The sequence below is a fragment of the Pseudomonas sp. Mn2068 genome (assembly GCF_049319725.1).
GTDB lineage: Bacteria > Pseudomonadota > Gammaproteobacteria > Pseudomonadales > Pseudomonadaceae > Aquipseudomonas > Aquipseudomonas gingeri.
The window spans coordinates 318,601-334,757 of sequence record NZ_JBMOUG010000003.1; the positions used below are offsets into that span (position 1 = coordinate 318,601).

Annotated in this window: 15 protein-coding genes; 5 read left to right on the forward strand and 10 right to left on the reverse strand. The window is 62.2% G+C overall.

The window, feature by feature from the left end; all coding sequences use genetic code 11:
* Positions 1-20 precede the first annotated feature (20 nt).
* Both ACL9RJ_RS09415 and rlmF read left to right on the forward strand, forming a co-directional pair.
* Positions 21-2,867 carry a valine--tRNA ligase gene (locus ACL9RJ_RS09415; RefSeq protein ID WP_422765165.1) on the forward strand — a complete coding sequence of 949 codons (2,847 nt, stop codon included), beginning with the start codon at positions 21-23 and terminating at the stop codon, positions 2,865-2,867.
* A 292-nt stretch (positions 2,868-3,159) separates the two neighbouring features.
* Positions 3,160-4,188, forward strand: a complete 1,029-nt coding sequence (gene rlmF, locus ACL9RJ_RS09420; RefSeq protein WP_177106887.1) for a 23S rRNA (adenine(1618)-N(6))-methyltransferase RlmF — start codon at positions 3,160-3,162, stop codon at positions 4,186-4,188.
* A 61-nt stretch (positions 4,189-4,249) separates the two neighbouring features.
* On the opposite strand, the gene ACL9RJ_RS09425 is transcribed toward rlmF, so the two are convergent.
* Positions 4,250-4,531 (reverse strand): HU family DNA-binding protein, encoded by a 282-nt coding sequence (locus ACL9RJ_RS09425; protein ID WP_005785131.1) that lies wholly within the window; start codon positions 4,529-4,531, stop codon positions 4,250-4,252.
* A gap of 396 nt (positions 4,532-4,927) precedes the next feature.
* On the opposite strand from ACL9RJ_RS09425, the gene yejK reads away from it, so the two are divergent.
* Both yejK and ACL9RJ_RS09435 read left to right on the forward strand, forming a co-directional pair.
* Positions 4,928-5,935 carry a nucleoid-associated protein YejK gene (gene yejK, locus ACL9RJ_RS09430; RefSeq protein ID WP_017124091.1) on the forward strand — a complete coding sequence of 336 codons (1,008 nt, stop codon included), beginning with the start codon at positions 4,928-4,930 and terminating at the stop codon, positions 5,933-5,935.
* 3 nt (positions 5,936-5,938) lie between these two features.
* A complete protein-coding gene (locus tag ACL9RJ_RS09435; protein ID WP_422765166.1) occupies positions 5,939-6,289 on the forward strand; it encodes a glutaredoxin family protein in 351 nt (116 codons plus the stop codon).
* 118 nt (positions 6,290-6,407) lie between these two features.
* On the opposite strand, the gene ACL9RJ_RS09440 is transcribed toward ACL9RJ_RS09435, so the two are convergent.
* The 9 genes from ACL9RJ_RS09440 to ACL9RJ_RS09480 form a co-directional block, all read right to left on the reverse strand.
* Entirely contained in the window at positions 6,408-7,349 is a 942-nt protein-coding gene (locus ACL9RJ_RS09440; protein ID WP_177116401.1) for a glutathione S-transferase family protein, read from the reverse strand.
* 143 nt (positions 7,350-7,492) lie between these two features.
* The gene (locus tag ACL9RJ_RS09445; RefSeq protein WP_017124094.1) at positions 7,493-7,822 is read right to left on the reverse strand and encodes a GIY-YIG nuclease family protein; all 330 of its coding nucleotides are present in this window, start codon (positions 7,820-7,822) and stop codon (positions 7,493-7,495) included.
* 46 nt (positions 7,823-7,868) lie between these two features.
* Positions 7,869-8,339 carry a nuclear transport factor 2 family protein gene (locus ACL9RJ_RS09450; RefSeq protein ID WP_422765167.1) on the reverse strand — a complete coding sequence of 157 codons (471 nt, stop codon included), beginning with the start codon at positions 8,337-8,339 and terminating at the stop codon, positions 7,869-7,871.
* A gap of 102 nt (positions 8,340-8,441) precedes the next feature.
* The gene (locus ACL9RJ_RS09455; RefSeq protein ID WP_178989646.1) at positions 8,442-9,755 is read right to left on the reverse strand and encodes a CynX/NimT family MFS transporter; all 1,314 of its coding nucleotides are present in this window, start codon (positions 9,753-9,755) and stop codon (positions 8,442-8,444) included.
* Complete coding sequence (locus ACL9RJ_RS09460) at positions 9,745-10,404, reverse strand: FadR/GntR family transcriptional regulator (protein WP_017124097.1); 660 nt, start codon at positions 10,402-10,404, stop codon at positions 9,745-9,747. Before ACL9RJ_RS09460 ends, ACL9RJ_RS09455 begins: the two co-directional genes overlap by 11 nt.
* A gap of 381 nt (positions 10,405-10,785) precedes the next feature.
* The gene (locus tag ACL9RJ_RS09465; RefSeq protein ID WP_010444394.1) at positions 10,786-11,550 is read right to left on the reverse strand and encodes an amino acid ABC transporter ATP-binding protein; all 765 of its coding nucleotides are present in this window, start codon (positions 11,548-11,550) and stop codon (positions 10,786-10,788) included.
* 28 nt (positions 11,551-11,578) lie between these two features.
* Positions 11,579-12,673 (reverse strand): amino acid ABC transporter permease, encoded by a 1,095-nt coding sequence (locus ACL9RJ_RS09470; protein WP_177085621.1) that lies wholly within the window; start codon positions 12,671-12,673, stop codon positions 11,579-11,581.
* Positions 12,674-12,683: 10 nt separating this feature from the next.
* Positions 12,684-13,865 (reverse strand): amino acid ABC transporter permease, encoded by a 1,182-nt coding sequence (locus ACL9RJ_RS09475; protein ID WP_422765168.1) that lies wholly within the window; start codon positions 13,863-13,865, stop codon positions 12,684-12,686.
* Positions 13,866-13,931: 66 nt separating this feature from the next.
* On the reverse strand, positions 13,932-14,963 hold the full coding sequence (locus ACL9RJ_RS09480) for an amino acid ABC transporter substrate-binding protein (protein WP_017124100.1): 1,032 nt from the start codon (positions 14,961-14,963) through the stop codon (positions 13,932-13,934).
* 472 nt (positions 14,964-15,435) lie between these two features.
* Between ACL9RJ_RS09480 and ACL9RJ_RS09485 the strand changes: the two genes are divergently transcribed.
* On the forward strand, positions 15,436-16,092 hold the full coding sequence (locus ACL9RJ_RS09485; protein ID WP_177085617.1) for an alpha/beta hydrolase: 657 nt from the start codon (positions 15,436-15,438) through the stop codon (positions 16,090-16,092).
* The last annotated feature ends 65 nt before the right edge of the window (positions 16,093-16,157 follow it).

Below are 16,157 nucleotides of genomic sequence, written 5' to 3' on the forward strand. Positions count from 1 at the left end.
GCCTAAGGGTCCCGCCGCGCATGGATAAGACCTACCAGCCGCACGCCATTGAAACTTCCTGGTACCAGACCTGGGAGTCCGAGAACTACTTCGCCCCGCAAGGCGCGGGCGACTCGTACACCATCATGATCCCGCCGCCGAACGTCACCGGCAGCCTGCACATGGGCCACGGCTTCAACAACGCGATCATGGATGCCCTGATCCGTTTCCGCCGCATGCAGGGTCGCAATACCCTGTGGCAGCCGGGCACCGACCACGCGGGGATCGCCACCCAGATGCTGGTGGAGCGCCAGCTCGAAGCCCAGGGCCAGAACCGGCATGACCTGGGACGCGAGAAGTTTCTCGAAAAGGTGTGGGAGTGGAAGGACCAATCCGGTGGCAATATCAGCCGCCAGATCCGCCGCCTGGGCTCGTCCGTGGACTGGAGCCGCGAGCGCTTCACCATGGATGACGGCCTTTCCGAAGCGGTCAAGGAAGCCTTCGTGCGCCTGCACGAAGACGGCCTGATCTACCGCGGCAAGCGCCTGGTCAACTGGGACACCAAGCTGCACACGGCGATTTCCGACCTCGAAGTGGAAAACCACGACGAAAAGGGTTTCCTGTGGAACCTGCGCTACCCGCTGGCTGATGGCGCCAAGACCGCCGAAGGCCTGGACTACCTGATCGTCGCAACCACTCGTCCGGAAACCATGCTTGGCGACGCCGCCGTCGCGGTCAACCCGGAAGACGAACGCTACAAGGCCCTGATCGGCAAGTTCGTCGAGCTGCCGCTGGTCGGCCGCCGCATTCCGATCATCGCCGACGATTATTGCGATCCCGAATTCGGCACCGGCTGCGTGAAGATCACCCCGGCCCACGACTTCAACGACTATGAAGTCGGCAAGCGCCACAACCTGCCGCTGCTGAACATCTTCGACAAGAACGCCTCTGTCCTGCCGGCATGCCAGGTGTTCAACCTCGACGGCACGCTGAACGACAGCATCGACGGCAAGATCCCGGCGCAATACGCCGGCCTCGACCGTTTCGAGGCGCGCAAGCAGATCGTTGCCGATTTCGATGCCGCGGGCCTGCTGGTCAGCGTCGATGACCATGCCCTGAAAGTGCCGAAGGGCGACCGTTCGGGCACCATCATCGAGCCGTGGCTGACCGACCAGTGGTACGTGTCGACCAAGCCGCTGGCCGAACCGGCCATTGCCGCCGTGGAAGACGGTCGCATCGCCTTCGTGCCCAAGCAGTACGAAAACATGTACTTCTCCTGGATGCGCGATATCCAGGACTGGTGCATCAGCCGCCAGCTGTGGTGGGGCCACCGCATTCCGGCCTGGTACGACGAGTCGGGCAAGGTCTATGTCGGTCGTGACGAAGCCGAAGTACGGGCCAAGCACAACCTCGGCCCGGACGTTGCGCTGCAACAGGACAACGACGTCCTCGACACCTGGTTCAGTTCGGGCCTGTGGACCTTCTCCACCCTGGGCTGGCCGGAGCAGACCGACTTCCTCAAGACCTTCCACCCCACCGATGTGCTGGTAACCGGTTTCGACATCATTTTCTTCTGGGTCGCCCGGATGATCATGCTGACCATGCACCTGGTGAAGAACGAGGACGGCACCCCGCAGGTCCCGTTCAAGACTGTCTACGTCCACGGCCTGGTGCGTGATGGCCAGGGCCAGAAGATGTCCAAGTCCAAGGGCAACGTCCTCGATCCGCTGGACATCATCGACGGTATCGAGCTCGAAGCCCTGGTGCAGAAACGCACCACCGGCCTGATGCAGCCCAAATTGCAGAAGGCCATCGAGAAGCAGACCCGCGCCGAATTCGCCGAAGGTATCGCCAGCTACGGCACCGACGCCCTGCGCTTCACCTTCTGCTCGCTGGCTTCCACCGGTCGCGACATCAAGTTCGACATGGGCCGCGTCGAAGGCTATCGCAACTTCTGCAACAAGATCTGGAACGCCGCGCGTTATGTGCTGGACAAGGGCGAAGACTGCGGCCAGAACGGCGAAGCCTACGAGCTGTCCCTGGCTGATCGCTGGATCATCTCGCAGTTGCAGCGCACCGAAGCCGAAGTGACCCGCCAGCTCGACCAGTTCCGCTTCGACCTCGCGGCCCAGGCCCTCTACGAGTTCATCTGGAACCAGTACTGCGACTGGTACCTGGAACTGTCCAAGCCGGTCCTGTGGGACGAGAACGCACCGATCGAACGCCATCGCGGCACCCGACGCACCCTGGTGCGCGTGCTGGAAGTGGCCCTGCGCCTGGCGCATCCGTTCATGCCGTTCATCACCGAGGAAATCTGGCAGCGCCTGGCGCCGCTGGTCGGGGCGCAAGGCAAGACCATCATGCTGCAACCATGGCCGGTGGCGAACGAAGCGCGGATCGACGCGGTTGCCGAAGACGATATCGAATGGCTCAAGGGCCTGATGCTCGGCGTGCGCAACATCCGCGCCGAGATGAATATCGGCCCGGGCAAGCCATTGGCGTTGTTCCTGAAGAACGTCAACGAGCAGGATCAGCGTCGCCTGAGCGAGAACGAGCAGTTGCTGAAAAAGCTCGCGAAACTCGAATCGATCACCGTGCTGGCTGCCGGCGACGAGGCACCGCTGTCCGCCACCGCCCTGGTGGGCGAGATGGAAGTGCTGGTGCCGATGGCCGGACTGATCGACAAGGGCGCCGAACTGGCGCGCCTGGACAAGGAAATCCAGCGCCTGCAGGGTGAAGTGCAACGGGTCGGCGGCAAGCTGTCCAATGCCGCGTTCGTCGACAAGGCTCCAGCCGAAGTCATCGAGAAAGAGCGCGCCAAGCTGGCCGAGGCCGAACAGGCCCTGGGCAAGCTGGCCGAGCAGCATGCACGGATCGCCAGCCTGTAAGCGTGACGCCTGACTGAAAAAGGGAGGCCCTCGGGTCTCCCTTTTTCATGCCCGGCGCATCCTCACAAGCGCCCCGAAACCTTGCAGGAGCCGGCTTGCTGGCGATAAGGCCCGCGGGCCTGGCGCCGCCTGATCGGACGCCATCGCCGACAAGCCGGCGCCTACCGGGTTATGTCGCGCTCAAGACAGAAGATCGGCACTGGAGCGTGTCCGCCACAATGCCCTGCGCGCCAGCGTCGGGGAATATGGGACAATGCCCGTCACTCCAAGCCCTACCCGAATCGATCCCGCCATGAACGCCCCGAGCAAACCCAAAGCCCCGCGCAAGAAGCCCAAGCCCGCCACCCCGGCCAAGAGCGTCGAGCCTCGCGAGAAAGCCAGCCTGCACCCACGCAACCGTCACCAGGGCCGCTATGACTTCCCGCAACTGATCAAGGGCTGCCCCGAACTGGGCCAGTTCGTGATCCTCAACCCCTATGGCAAGGAAAGCATCGACTTCGCCGACCCGGCTGCGGTGCGCGTGTTCAACCGGGCGCTGCTCAAGGCCTTCTACGGTATCCAGCACTGGGACATTCCGGCCGACTTCCTCTGTCCGCCAGTGCCGGGGCGAGCCGACTACGTGCACTTTCTCGCCGACCTGCTGGCCGAAAGCAACCAGGGCAACATTCCCCGTGGCGCGGCCGTGCGCGTGCTGGATATCGGCGTCGGCGCCAACTGCATCTATCCGTTGATCGGCCATGGCGACTATCGCTGGCAGTTTCTCGGCTCGGATATCGACAAGACCGCCCTGGCCGCGGCCAAGGCCATCGTCCAGGCCAACGGCCTGAACAAGGCCATCACCCTGCGCCAGCAAGACAACCCGAAGCACATCCTCAGCGGCCTGCTGGACAGTACCGAGCATTTTGACCTGACCCTGTGCAATCCGCCGTTCCATGCGTCCCTGGATGAAGCCCAAAGCGGCAGCCGGCGCAAATGGCGCGCCCTGGGCAAGGCCGACCCCAAGCGCAAGCTGCCCGTCCTGAATTTCGGCGGTCAGGCGGCGGAATTATGGTGTGAGGGGGGCGAAGTGCGCTTCGTGACCCAACTGATCAGCGAAAGCCCGCCACTGGCGAGCCAGGTGCTGTGGTTCAGCACCCTGGTGTCGAAGGCCTCGAACCTGCCGGCCATCGAAGCGGCCCTGAAAAAAGCCGGCGCCCTGGAGAGCAGGGTGGTGGAGATGTCCCAGGGCCAGAAGCAGAGCCGTTTCGTCGCCTGGACGTTCCACAGCCAGGCCCAGCAACAGGCCTGGGCGCAACGGCACTGGAGCGCGGCCCGCGCCTGAGGCTTTCACCAGGCGAAAAAAACCGTGCCCGGATCGCTCCGAGGCACGGTCGCACTGCGTCTTACTTGTTAACAGCGTCAGTCAGGCCTTTGGCCACAACGAGCTTGATAACTTTCTTGGCAGCGATTTCGATGGCAGCGCCAGTCGATGGGTTGCGGCCAGTACGGGCAGGACGCTCGGTCACTTTCAGCTTGCCGATACCTGGCAGGGTGATTTCGCCGCCGTTTTCCAGTTGATCGGCAACGATCTGGCCCAGTTGGTCCAAGGCAGCGCGAGCGGTGGTTTTCGGCGCGTCGATAGCTTCAGCGATGTCGGCGATCAGTTGGTCTTTAGTCAAAGCCATTGAGATGTTCCTTCCCTATCAAATTCATTTGGATTGCAGAGTGCAGTGTCAGCCGTCGAGCCAAGTCTTGTGGACCTGACACCCCGCTGATAAACCACGACGGATCGCGGATGTAGATAGCAAAAACGGGGTTTGGTTCGACCTGACACCTGCTGAATGCACGCTTTGCGCCCTTACTGTGCGCAAGACGGGGGCAAAACTAGCACAGAGACGGGGAAATATCCGCCTCTACCTAGCCATTTGGTCAGCTTTTGCGCTCGTTTTCGAAAAAAAACTGCCAGAAACCGCCGATCGGCCAAGTTTGACCCCGCAAACGCTGATTCGGTCCGCGTCTACGGTACACTGGCAGCTTTTCCGGGGAGCCGCTCTTCCCCCTGACAATCAGCCGAGAAACCCATGCCGATCCGTCACTGTATCGTCCACCTGATCGACAAGAAACCCGATGGCACGCCAGCCGTACTCCACGCCCGCGATTCGGAACTGAGCGAGTCCCAGGCCATCGAGCACATGCTGGCCGACCTCAATGAAAGCTATAACGCCAAGCAGGGCAAGGCCTGGGGCTTTTTCCACGCCGAGTCCGGCGCGCATCCTTTCAGCGGCTGGCTGAAAGAGTACCTGGACGGCGGCAAGGATTTTACCGCGTTCAGCCGCGTGGCCGTGGAACACCTGCAGAAGCTGATGGAAGAGTCCAACCTCTCGGTCGGCGGCCACGTCCTGTTCGCCCACTACCAGCAAGGCATGACCGATTACCTGGCCATCGCCCTGCTGCACCACAGCGAGGGCGTGGCGGTGAATGCCGAGCTGGACGTCACCCCGTCCCGGCACCTGGACCTGGCCCAGTTGCACCTGGCCGCGCGCATCAACATCTCCGAGTGGCAGAACAACAAGCAATCCAAGCAGTACATTTCCTTTATCAAGGGCAAGAACGGCAAGAAGGTCTCGGAGTACTTCCGCGACTTCATCGGCTGCCAGGAAGGGGTCGACGGCCCGGGTGAGACCCGCACCCTGCTCAAGGCCTTCAGTGACTTCGTCGAAAGCGAGGACCTGCCCGAAGACGATGCCCGCGAGAAAACCAAGACCCTGGTGGACTACGCCAGCAGCCAGGCCAAGATGGGCGAACCCATGGGCCTGGAAGAGCTGTCCGGGTTGATCGACGAAGACCGCCCGCGGGCGTTCTACGAACATATCCGCAACAAGGACTATGGCCTGTCGCCGGAAATCCCCGCCGACAAACGCACCCTGAACCAGTTCCGCCGCTTCACCGGTCGGGCCGAAGGGCTGTCCATCAGCTTCGAAGCGCACCTGCTGGGCTCGAAGATCGAATATGACGAGGAAGCCGGGACCCTGATCATCAAGGGCCTGCCGACCCAGCTCACCGATCAGCTCAAGCGCCGCAAGGACTGAACCGTGCTCAATGGCATGTTGAAGAAGTTCCTGCTGATCCTGCTGGTGGTCGTGGCCTATCAGAACTGGGGCAAGATCGAGCGGGTGTTCAAGCCCGGTTCGGTGGTCTCCGAACAGACCCAGGCCAGGGCCCGGGTGACTCTCTATGCCACCGACTGGTGCGGCTACTGCAAGCTGACCCGGCGTTTTCTCGACCAGAAGGGCATTCCCTACAGGGAGTTCGATATCGAGAAGAACGCCGAGGCGCGCAAGGCCTATGAAGCCCTGGGTGGCGGGGGTATTCCGATACTGGATGTCAACGGCACCCTGATCCGCGGGTATCAGCCGGAGGCGATCATCGCCGCCCTGCAATAGCCAGCCGGACGCATTCCCATTGTAGGAGCCGGCTTGCCGGCGATGGCGGCCGCAAGATCGATGCGAGACTCATGGGCCTCATCGCCGGCAAGCCGGCTCCTACAGGGGGACGGTGTTTTCAATCCCGTAGCGCTTCGATCCTGAAGCCGAGCCGCGGAAAGTGCACATGCACCACGCCCGCGCGTTCATCCACACGTCGCAGGATCAGTTCCTCGCTGCCCGCAAACAGCAACTCGCCGGCCACCGGATCAACACCATAATCCGTCGCCGCGATCACCACCCGCTGGCCGGCCTTGAAACCATTCGGGTCGTTGAAGACTTCATCGGGAAGATCGGCCGGCGTGGCCTCGCGCGCGACCTGCAACGCCTCCTCGGCGCTCATGACATTCGCGGCGCCATGCCCGAACCCCAGGACCCGGGCGAGCCAGGCCGATACGGCCGGGTATTCGTCCACCAGCGGTGAAGTGACCGGCGTGGCCTTGAGGAACCATAGCGGATGGGCCATCGCGATATCGGCGATGGAGGGCTGGCCAAACAGGAAGTCGCCCTCTTCACGCTGCAGCTGCTGTTCCAGGCGCGCCATGAAGGTCGGCCACTGGTGCCGGGCCTCTTCCAGGGATACCCGGGTGGCCGAACCACCGCTGAACAGGCCGGCGCGATCGATCATGAAGCCCTTGAGCTGCTCCGGGGAAAGCCGGGCAAAGCGCACCGCCGCCGATTCCGGCTGGAACACCAGGCTCACGGCATGCTTGAACACCACCGAATCGGCCCAGGCGGCGAAGGTCGCCGCGACCATTTCCCGTCCTTCGGGGAACAGGGTCGGCGAGGCCTTTTCCTGTTCGAGGCGACGGGCGATCAAGGCGGTGTCGCAATAGATATCCGCGCCCACCTGCAACACCGGCGTCTTGCGATAACCGCCGGTCAAGGCCGTCAGGTCGGGCTTGGGCATTACTGGCGGGATAGTCACCGAACGCCAGGACAGCCCCTTGAACCCCAGCAACAACCGGGCCTTTTCGGCAAAGGGCGAAGTTGCGTAATGATGAAGAATCAACTCAGGCATGCTGGAGTCCGCCGGACAGATAGGAGCCCGCAGCTTAGCCTGCAAATCGGGGTCAGCCTACCCGGATGGCCTGATGTCGCCTTATCAGCGATATCAATGACACGCCAGCCTGTTCGTGATGGGGCACCGAAAGGCGCCCCTTGTCATTTTCGGCCGACCGAAAAATCTTCCAGGCTGAAACCCGCCGCCAGGTTTTCCTTGGCGCTCTTGCGCAATTTCTTGATCAGGCGCTCCTGGCGCAGGGCCTCGCCCTTGTCGCCGCACGCCTCGATATACACCAGCGCCACCGCCGGGCTCGAATGGAAGAAACGCGCGCCCTTGCCGCTCTGGTGCGAGGCAAAACGCCGTTGCGGATCGTCGCTGATGCCGCAATACAGCGAGCCGTTGGCAGCCCGGACCAGATAGACGAACCAGGGCTTGGCCGCCGGTGTGGCAGGTTCAGTGGCGGCAATCGGCGCTTGGTGGGTGTTCACGGGGCAAAGGGACTTGGCGGCAACGGGGCCGGAATCTTAGCAGACCTCAGCGGTTCGCCTGGAATACCTTCAAGCCCTTGAGCGCCTGGGCACGCACGGCGTTTTTCACCAGTGGCGTCCAGCCCAGCAGCAGGCCTTTGGTGCCCAGGGCCTGGCGGGCCCAGCGCCACAGGTCGAAATGATCGTGGTGCTCGCAGATCTTGCCATCGCGGAACACGAAGCGGGCCTGGATATCGTTGACCACGATATTGCCGGTCTGGCTGAACAGGTACGTCGCCACCCAGTGGGCGCCCCCGGTGCGCTCATCGGCGCGAACATTGTCGAAGACCAGGCTGAAGTCCTTGGCCCGGGTCGTCAGCATGCGCCACATATCACCGGCGTCACGACCGCGCAGTTCGCCGAAGGCCGGATCACTGAACAGCACGTCCTCGGTGTAGCAGGCGCTCATCGCCTCGGCATCCAGTCGCTGGAAAGCCTTGTAGAACTCGGTAATCAACGCGCTGTGGGCATCACTCATGGGCAGGCTCCGTGCAGATCAAAAGATTGCCTGCACGATAGTCCGCAAATGCCCGCCTGACCATCGGCATTCGCCGGCCGAATACCCGCAGTGCGAGGTGCTTCAGAGTTTTTCGCTGTTGACCTGCACATAGCGCGCCCGACCGGCGCCTAGCCCCGCGACAATGGCGCCAAGACCGATCACGCCGAAGATCCAGCCCAGGGCCTGCCAGTCGCCGGTGAGGTCATGCACCAGGCCGACCGCGAACGGCCCCATGGAAGCCAGGGTGTAGCCGATGCCCTGGGCCATGCTCGACAGGTTCGCTGCCACATGGGCATCGCGCGAACGCAGCACGATCAGGGTCAGCGCCAGGCTGAAAGTGCCGCCCTGCCCCAGTCCCAGCAGGATCGCCCAGCCCCAGAGCCCGTCGAGCGGTGCATACAGGCAACCGAACAGGCCGCCCAGGGTCAGCAGCATGACCACCAGGATCGCCAGCCGCTGGTCCTTGCCACGGGTAGCCAGCCAGGGCGCGGCCAGTGAACTGGCCAGTTGCACGAGGATCGAACCGGACAGCACGATCCCCGCCTGGGTAGCCGTCAGGCCGCGGCCGATCAGCACCGAAGGCAACCAGCCGAAGACAATGTAGGCCAGGGACGATTGCAGCCCCATGTACAGGGTCACCTGCCAGGCCAGCGGATCGCGCAACAGGCCGCGCACGCGGTACGCCGCCTGATGGGCACCGTGCTTGTTGCCGACCTGTGGCAGCCACAGCAACGCCGCCACCAGCGCCGGGATCACCCAGAAGCCCAGGCCCAGCGACCAACTGTTACCCAGGTGCTGGCTCAGCGGCACCGTCGCCCCTGCCGCCATCGCGGCGCCCAGGCACAGGGCCATGGTGTAGACCCCGGTCATGGTCCCCGCCTGCCTGGGAAAGTCACGCTTGACGATTCCCGGCAACAGCACGCCGATGACGCCGATACTCGCGCCCGCCATGATGCTGCCGGCAAACAGGCCGAACTCGCCAAAGGAACTGCGCACGATCAGACCACCCGCCAGGGTCAGCAGGATTCCCAGCACCACCCGCTCACTGCCAAAACGCCGCGCCAGCAACGGCGCCAGGGGGGCAAACAACCCCAGGCAGAGCACGGGCAAGGTGGTCAGCAAGCCGGCCTTGGCCGCCGACAAGCCGAGGCTGCGGGACACCTCGCTGAGCATCGGCGCCATGCTCGACAACGCCGGGCGCAGGTTCAAGGCCACCAGCACCAGCCCCAGCAGCAACAACCAGGGACGGCGCAGCAGCGGTTGCTCCTGCTGGACGATGGCGTCATCGGCTTCGGCGTCGATCAGCAACCTGTCGAGCTCGGACGACTGGGCTGGCGTGGATGTCGAGGTAGTTGAAGCAGAAAGGGGCATGAGGCTCTCGGATTCAAGGTTCATTGATCAAGGTCCGGCACAGGGCCTTGGCGCGTTCCGGGTCGCGCTGCTCGACCGCCTCCAGCAGGGCGATATGCAGATCGAACACCGACTGGCGACGTGGCGTGATATCCAGCGTCTGGTGCAGGGCACCGGCAATCACACTGGAAAAGTAGCGATACAGCTCGCTGAGCATCGGGTTGTGCGCGGCGTCGATCAGGCGCTGGTGAAACACCAGGTCGCAGGTGATGTAGCTGTCGAGGTCGCCGTGGTAGTGATCGCCGCTGGTCGCCAGGGCCTCGCGCAGGCCTTTGAGATCCTCGTCGGTCCGGCGCAGGGCCGCCAGGCCAACGGCTTCGACTTCAAAACTGTGCCGCGTCTCGCGGGCCTGATCCAGGGAACACCGCGACAGCGCCTGCATGGTCGCCAACGGATCGGTGGTCGCCCGCAGGTAGCTGCCGTCACCCTGGCGAATCTCGATCAAGCCGGAAAACGCCAGCACGCGCATGGCCTCGCGCATGGTATTGCGACTGATACCCAGCTCGGCAGCCAGCTCCGGCTCGGTCGGCAAACGCTCGCCCACGGCCCAGGTGCCGAGGGTGATGCGCTCGCGCAACTGCTCCAGGGCCTGGTCGACCAGGGAACGCTTGATCAGGGGAATACTGGAAGACATCGAAGCCACCTTAACATCCAATCATAGGATGAATTTACAGATAGCCTATCCCAGATCAACGGCTGAGCTCAAGGGCGAGTGATGCCAGCCGCACCGCCGCTTTCGCGGGCAAGCCCGCTCCCACAGGATGGGGGCTCACCACGGACTATCGCCCAGCCTCAAACCCTGTAGGAGCTGGCTTGCCAGCGATAACGAGGCAAGGTACTCAGCTCAGAGAAGTTGAAGATGTCGCCGAGGTCGAGCCATTGCTGCCGAATGGGCATAAAAAATCCGATACCAGGGGACTGGTATCGGATTTTCTAGAAACCCCGGATTGGACTCAAATGCTTAAGTGAACAGCATCACGGACCAGGTCCGGGCTTTTCATTCAGCGCCTGTCGATCAATGCAGGATCTGGCTCAGGAACAACTTGGTCCGCTCGTTCTGCGGATTGTCGAAGAAGTCGTTCGGCGCCGCCTGTTCGACGATTTCCCCCTTGTCCATGAAGATCACGCGATTGGCCACGGTGCGGGCGAAGCCCATTTCGTGGGTCACGCAGAGCATGGTCATGCCGTCTTCGGCCAGGCCGATCATGGTGTCGAGTACTTCCTTGACCATTTCCGGGTCGAGAGCCGAGGTCGGCTCGTCGAACAGCATGATCTTCGGTTTCATGCACAGGGCACGGGCAATCGCCACACGCTGCTGCTGACCACCGGACAGCTGACCCGGGAACTTGTGGGCCTGCTCCGGGATACGCACGCGCTCCAGGTAGTGCATGGCGATCTCTTCCGCCTTGCGCTTGGGCATCTTGCGCACCCACATCGGTGCCAGGGTGCAGTTCTGCAGGATGGTCAGGTGCGGGAACAGGTTGAAGTGCTGGAACACCATGCCGACTTCACGGCGGATCGCTTCGATCTGCTTGAGGTCGTTGGTCAGCTCCACGCCATCGACCACGATGCGGCCCTGCTGGTGCTCTTCCAGACGGTTGAGGCAGCGGATGGTGGTGGACTTGCCCGAACCGGACGGACCGCACAGGACGATACGCTCGCCCTGCTTGACGTTCAGGTTGATGTCCTTGAGCACGTGGAACTGGCCGTACCACTTGTTCACGCCCTGCATCTGAATAATGCCTTCAGGACTCACAGGCTGTTTGATCGCTTCACTCATAACAGAACTTCCTAAATTAGGTAGCGCCTCAGCGCTTGTGGCCTGTGTCCAGCTTGCGTTCCAAATGCATGGAATAGCGGGACATACCAAAACAGAAAATCCAGAACACCAGGGCGGCGAACACGTAGCCTTCGGTGGCCATGCCCAGCCATTTCGGGTCGGCGGCGGCTTGTTTGACGCTGTTGAGCAGGTCGAACAGGCCGATGATGATCACCAGGCTGGTGTCCTTGAACAGCGCGATCAGCGTGTTGACGATGCCGGGAATCACCAGCTTCAGGGCTTGCGGCAGGATCACCAGGCCCATGCTGCGCCAGTAGCCCAGGCCCATCGCGGCCGCGGCCTCGTACTGGCCTTTCGGAATCGCCTGCAACCCGCCCCGGACCACCTCGGCCACATAGGCCGACTGGAACAGGATCACGCCGATCAAGGCCCGCAGCAACTTGTCGAAGTTCATGCCTTCGGGCAGGAACAACGGCAGCATCACCGAGGACATGAACAGCACGGTGATCAACGGCACGCCGCGCCAGAACTCGATGAAGGTCACGCAGATCACCCGGATCGCCGGCAGGTTCGAGCGACGCCCGAGTGCCAGCAGGATCCCTAGCGGCAAGGCGCCGGCGATACCGACGGTGGCGATCACCAGGGTCAGCATCAGGCCGCCCCATTGGCTGGTCGCCACGTTTTCCAGGCCGAAACCGCCGTGCAGCAGGAAATAGGCGACGATCGGGAACACCACCAGGAAGCTCAGGCCGTAGATCGCCTTGCGCGGGAAGCGCGAGATGAACAACGGGGCGGCACCGATGATCGCCAGCCACACGGTCGAATCCACGCGCCAGCGCAGTTCCTGCGGGTAGTAGCCGTACATGAACTGGCCGAAACGCTGCTGGATGAACACCCAGCAGGCGCCGTCCTTGGTGCAGTCGGCACGGGTGGTACCGACCCAGTTGGCGTCCAGGATCGCCCAATGCAGGATCGGCGGCACCACCAGGTAGATCAGGTAGAAGGCGAACAGGGTCAGCAGCGTGTTGATCCAGCTGGAGAACATGTTCGCCCGTATCCACGCCATCGGGCCGAAGACCTTGGCCGGCGGTGGCATGTCGGGTTTGAAAGTATGGGAACTCATGGGCGTTTCCTCACCGCTCGATCAGCGCAATGCGCTTGTTGTACCAGTTCATCAGCAGGGAAATGCTGATACTGATCGCCAGGTACACGCTCATGGTGATGGCAATGACTTCGATGGCCTGCCCGGTCTGGTTCAGCACCGTACCGGCAAACAGCGAGACCATTTCCGGATAACCGATACCGGCGGCCAGGGACGAGTTCTTCGCCAGGTTCAGGTATTGGCTGGTCAGCGGTGGAATAATCACGCGCAGGGCCTGCGGAATGATCACCTTGCGCAGGGTCGGACCGTTGCGCAGGCCCAGGGAGCGCGCCGCCTCGGTCTGGCCATGGCTGACCGACTTGATCCCGGAACGCACGATCTCGGCGATGAACGCCGCGGTGTACACCGTCAGGGCCAGGGTCAGTGCCAGCAGCTCAGGGATCAGCACCCAGCCGCCGACGAAGTTGAAGCCTTGCAGCCTGGGCATTTCCCAGTGCAGCGGAGCACCGAAGACCAGCGCGCAGAGCGATGGGATCACAATGAACAGCGCCAAGCCGGCCCAGAACTTGTGGAACGGCACACCGGTTTCTTCGAAGCGCCGGGTCGCCCAGCGGGACATGAACACGATCGCGACGATGGCCAGCACCATGCTGATCACGAACGGCCAGAAACCTTCGGAAGCCCGGGCCGCCGGCATGTTCAGGCCACGGCTGCTGACGAAGAAGGTATCGCCGAAGTTATGGCTGTTGCGCGGCCCCGGCATGGTCAGGAACACCGCGAAATACCAGAACAGGATCTGCAGCAGAGGCGGGATGTTGCGGAATATCTCCACATACACCGTGGCCAGCTTGTTGATGATCCAGTTCGACGACAGCCGCGCGACACCGATGATGAAGCCCAGCAGGGTCGCCAGGATCACGCCGATAAAGGTCACCAGCAGGGTGTTGAGCAGACCGATGACGAAGACGCGCGAATAGCTGTCCGCCTCGGTGTAGTCGATCAGGTGTTGAGCGATACCGAAACCGGCACTACGCTCGAGAAAACCGAAACCGGAAGTGATACCCCGGTGTTGCAGATTGGTCTGGGTGTTGTGAAACAGGTACCAGCCCAAGGCGATCACCGCGACAACCGTGATGATCTGAAATACCCACGCGCGCACTCGCGGATCGCTGAGGGTGAGCCTCTGCTTTGGTGCGCCGACTTGATTTTGCATGTAGTGCCCCAGAAAAAACGGAACAGAAACATCGCCCGGCGGTTGGCCCGCCGGGCGATAGGTCAATCAGCGCACCGGTGGTGCGTATTGAATGCCGCCGTTGTTCCACAGAGCGTTCAGGCCGCGGTCGATTTCCAGCGGGGTGCTCTTGCCGAGGTTCTTCTCGAAGATTTCGCCGTAGTTACCAACCTGCTTGACGATCTGGACGACCCAGTCCTTGCGCAGTTTCAGGTCCTTGCCGTATTCACCGTCGCCACCCAGCAGACGGGCAACGTCCGGGTTCTTGGTGGACTTGGCTTCAGCTTCGACGTTCTTCGAAGTGATACCGGCTTCTTCGGTGTTGAGCAGCGCGTAGCCGACCCAACGAACGATGGCCAGCCACTCGTCGTCGCCGTTACGCACGACCGGGCCCAGAGGTTCCTTGGAAATGGTTTCCGGCAGAACCACGTAGTCCTTCGGCGAAGCCAGCTTGCTGCGCTGGGCGAACAGCTGGGACTTGTCGGAGGTCAGTACGTCGCAACGACCGGATTCCAGCGACTTGGCGCTTTCGTCGGAGGTGTCGAAGGTGATCGGGGTGTACTTCAGGCCGTTGGCACGGAAGTAGTCGGAAACGTTCAGCTCGGTGGTGGTACCGGCTTGAATACAGATGGTCGCGCCGTCCAGTTCCTTGGCACTTTTCACGCCCAGCTTGTTGTTGGCCAGGAAGCCCACGCCGTCGTAGTAAGTGATGAAGCCAGGGAATTTCAGGCCCATGCCCGCGTCACGGGAACTGGTCATGGTGGTGTTACGCGACAGGATGTCGATTTCGCCGGACTGCAGCGCGGTGAAACGCTCCTTGGCGTTCAACTGGCTGAACTTGACCTTGGTCGCGTCGCCGAATACGGCGGCGGCAACGGCACGGCAGACGTCAGCATCGATACCGAGGATCTTGCCGGTGGCATCAGGCACCGAGAAACCTGGCAAACCGTCACTCACACCGCACTGTACGAAACCCTTCTTCTGTACGGCATCGAGGGTAGCGCCCGCTTGCGCGAAACCGCTGACACCGAGAACGGCTGCAGCAGTCACGACTGCCAGGGTGGATTTCAACATCTTCATTCAAACCTCCAGTTTGCTCTTGTTGTGTCGGAGCTAGAGTCCTGCCGCACCCTTATGAGGCGCTGTTGACCCGCGTTGGCTTATTTTTGGGTCAAGCGGCAAAGAACTTGAGCCATGAGTCTAGTGGGGGAAAATCCCCCGAGGGGCACTCATTGCTCACCAATCGGCCGAGTGGGCTTGCGCCCTGTGTGTTCGCGAAGCCTTCCCGGCCATTGGCGAACGTCAATCTGAATCCGTTACCCGGATTCGTGCTATCCCACAGCTGGCGTTAGCCTGATAGTGTTACCGCCAGGGGAGAAAGCACACACTCGAATCTCCCATAGCAAAGCCCGTACCATAGTGGTGGCTAAAGCGATTCAGCCATTGGTCAACCGAAAAACTTTCAAAGTTGCGACATATTATTAATAGATCAACCATCCGTGCACCGCAATAACGCACTCAATCGGAGCGCACGCACACCAATGGAGCAGACATGACCGATCCCCTGATCATTCACCCCGCCAAGCCCGCCGACGCCTGTGTTATCTGGCTTCACGGCCTGGGCGCGGACCGCTATGACTTCCTGCCCGTGGCCGAGGCCCTGCAGGAACGCCTGCTGACCACCCGCTTCGTGCTGCCCCAGGCGCCGACCCGCGCGGTGACGATCAACGGCGGCTACGCGATGCCCAGCTGGTACGACATCCTGGCCATGAGCCCGGCCCGCTCCATCAGCCACGAAGAGCTCGAAGCCTCGGCCGCCACCGTCATCGAATTGATCGAAGCCCAGCGGGCCGCGGGGATCGACCCGGCGCGGATCTTCCTGGCCGGCTTCTCCCAGGGCGGTGCCGTGGTCCTGCATACCGCTTTCCTGAGATGGCAAGGCGCCCTGGGTGGCGTGCTCGCCCTGTCGACCTACGCCCCGACCTTCAGCGACAGCCTGCAGCTTTCGGCCAGCCAGCAGCGGATTCCGGTGTACTGCCTGCACGGCCATTACGACGAGGTGGTGCAGAACGCCATGGGTCGCACGGCCTACGAGCACCTGAAGCGCCTTGATGTCACCGTGACATGGCAGGAATACCCAATGGGGCACGAAGTGTTACCTGAGGAAATCAACGACATCGGGACCTGGCTGGCCGATCGTTTGCGCTGATCGCCGTAACGCACTACGCCGCGCCCGATTCTTGCATTACACTGGCCGGCGTACATTCCTTAACC

Coding starts and splice junctions, on each gene's coding strand:
- ACL9RJ_RS09485 (WP_177085617.1), top strand. CDS start 15,436: ATGACCGATCCCCTGATCATTCACCCCGCCAAGCCCGCCGACGCCTGT.
- ACL9RJ_RS09450 (WP_422765167.1), bottom strand. CDS start 8,339: ATGAGTGATGCCCACAGCGCGTTGATTACCGAGTTCTACAAGGCTTTC.
- ACL9RJ_RS09425 (WP_005785131.1), bottom strand. CDS start 4,531: ATGGCTTTGACTAAAGACCAACTGATCGCCGACATCGCTGAAGCTATC.
- ACL9RJ_RS09470 (WP_177085621.1), bottom strand. CDS start 12,673: ATGAGTTCCCATACTTTCAAACCCGACATGCCACCGCCGGCCAAGGTC.
- ACL9RJ_RS09415 (WP_422765165.1), top strand. CDS start 21: ATGGATAAGACCTACCAGCCGCACGCCATTGAAACTTCCTGGTACCAG.
- ACL9RJ_RS09480 (WP_017124100.1), bottom strand. CDS start 14,963: ATGAAGATGTTGAAATCCACCCTGGCAGTCGTGACTGCTGCAGCCGTT.
- yejK (WP_017124091.1), top strand. CDS start 4,928: ATGCCGATCCGTCACTGTATCGTCCACCTGATCGACAAGAAACCCGAT.
- ACL9RJ_RS09440 (WP_177116401.1), bottom strand. CDS start 7,349: ATGCCTGAGTTGATTCTTCATCATTACGCAACTTCGCCCTTTGCCGAA.
- rlmF (WP_177106887.1), top strand. CDS start 3,160: ATGAACGCCCCGAGCAAACCCAAAGCCCCGCGCAAGAAGCCCAAGCCC.
- ACL9RJ_RS09460 (WP_017124097.1), bottom strand. CDS start 10,404: ATGTCTTCCAGTATTCCCCTGATCAAGCGTTCCCTGGTCGACCAGGCC.
- ACL9RJ_RS09455 (WP_178989646.1), bottom strand. CDS start 9,755: ATGAACCTTGAATCCGAGAGCCTCATGCCCCTTTCTGCTTCAACTACC.
- ACL9RJ_RS09465 (WP_010444394.1), bottom strand. CDS start 11,550: ATGAGTGAAGCGATCAAACAGCCTGTGAGTCCTGAAGGCATTATTCAG.
- ACL9RJ_RS09475 (WP_422765168.1), bottom strand. CDS start 13,865: ATGCAAAATCAAGTCGGCGCACCAAAGCAGAGGCTCACCCTCAGCGAT.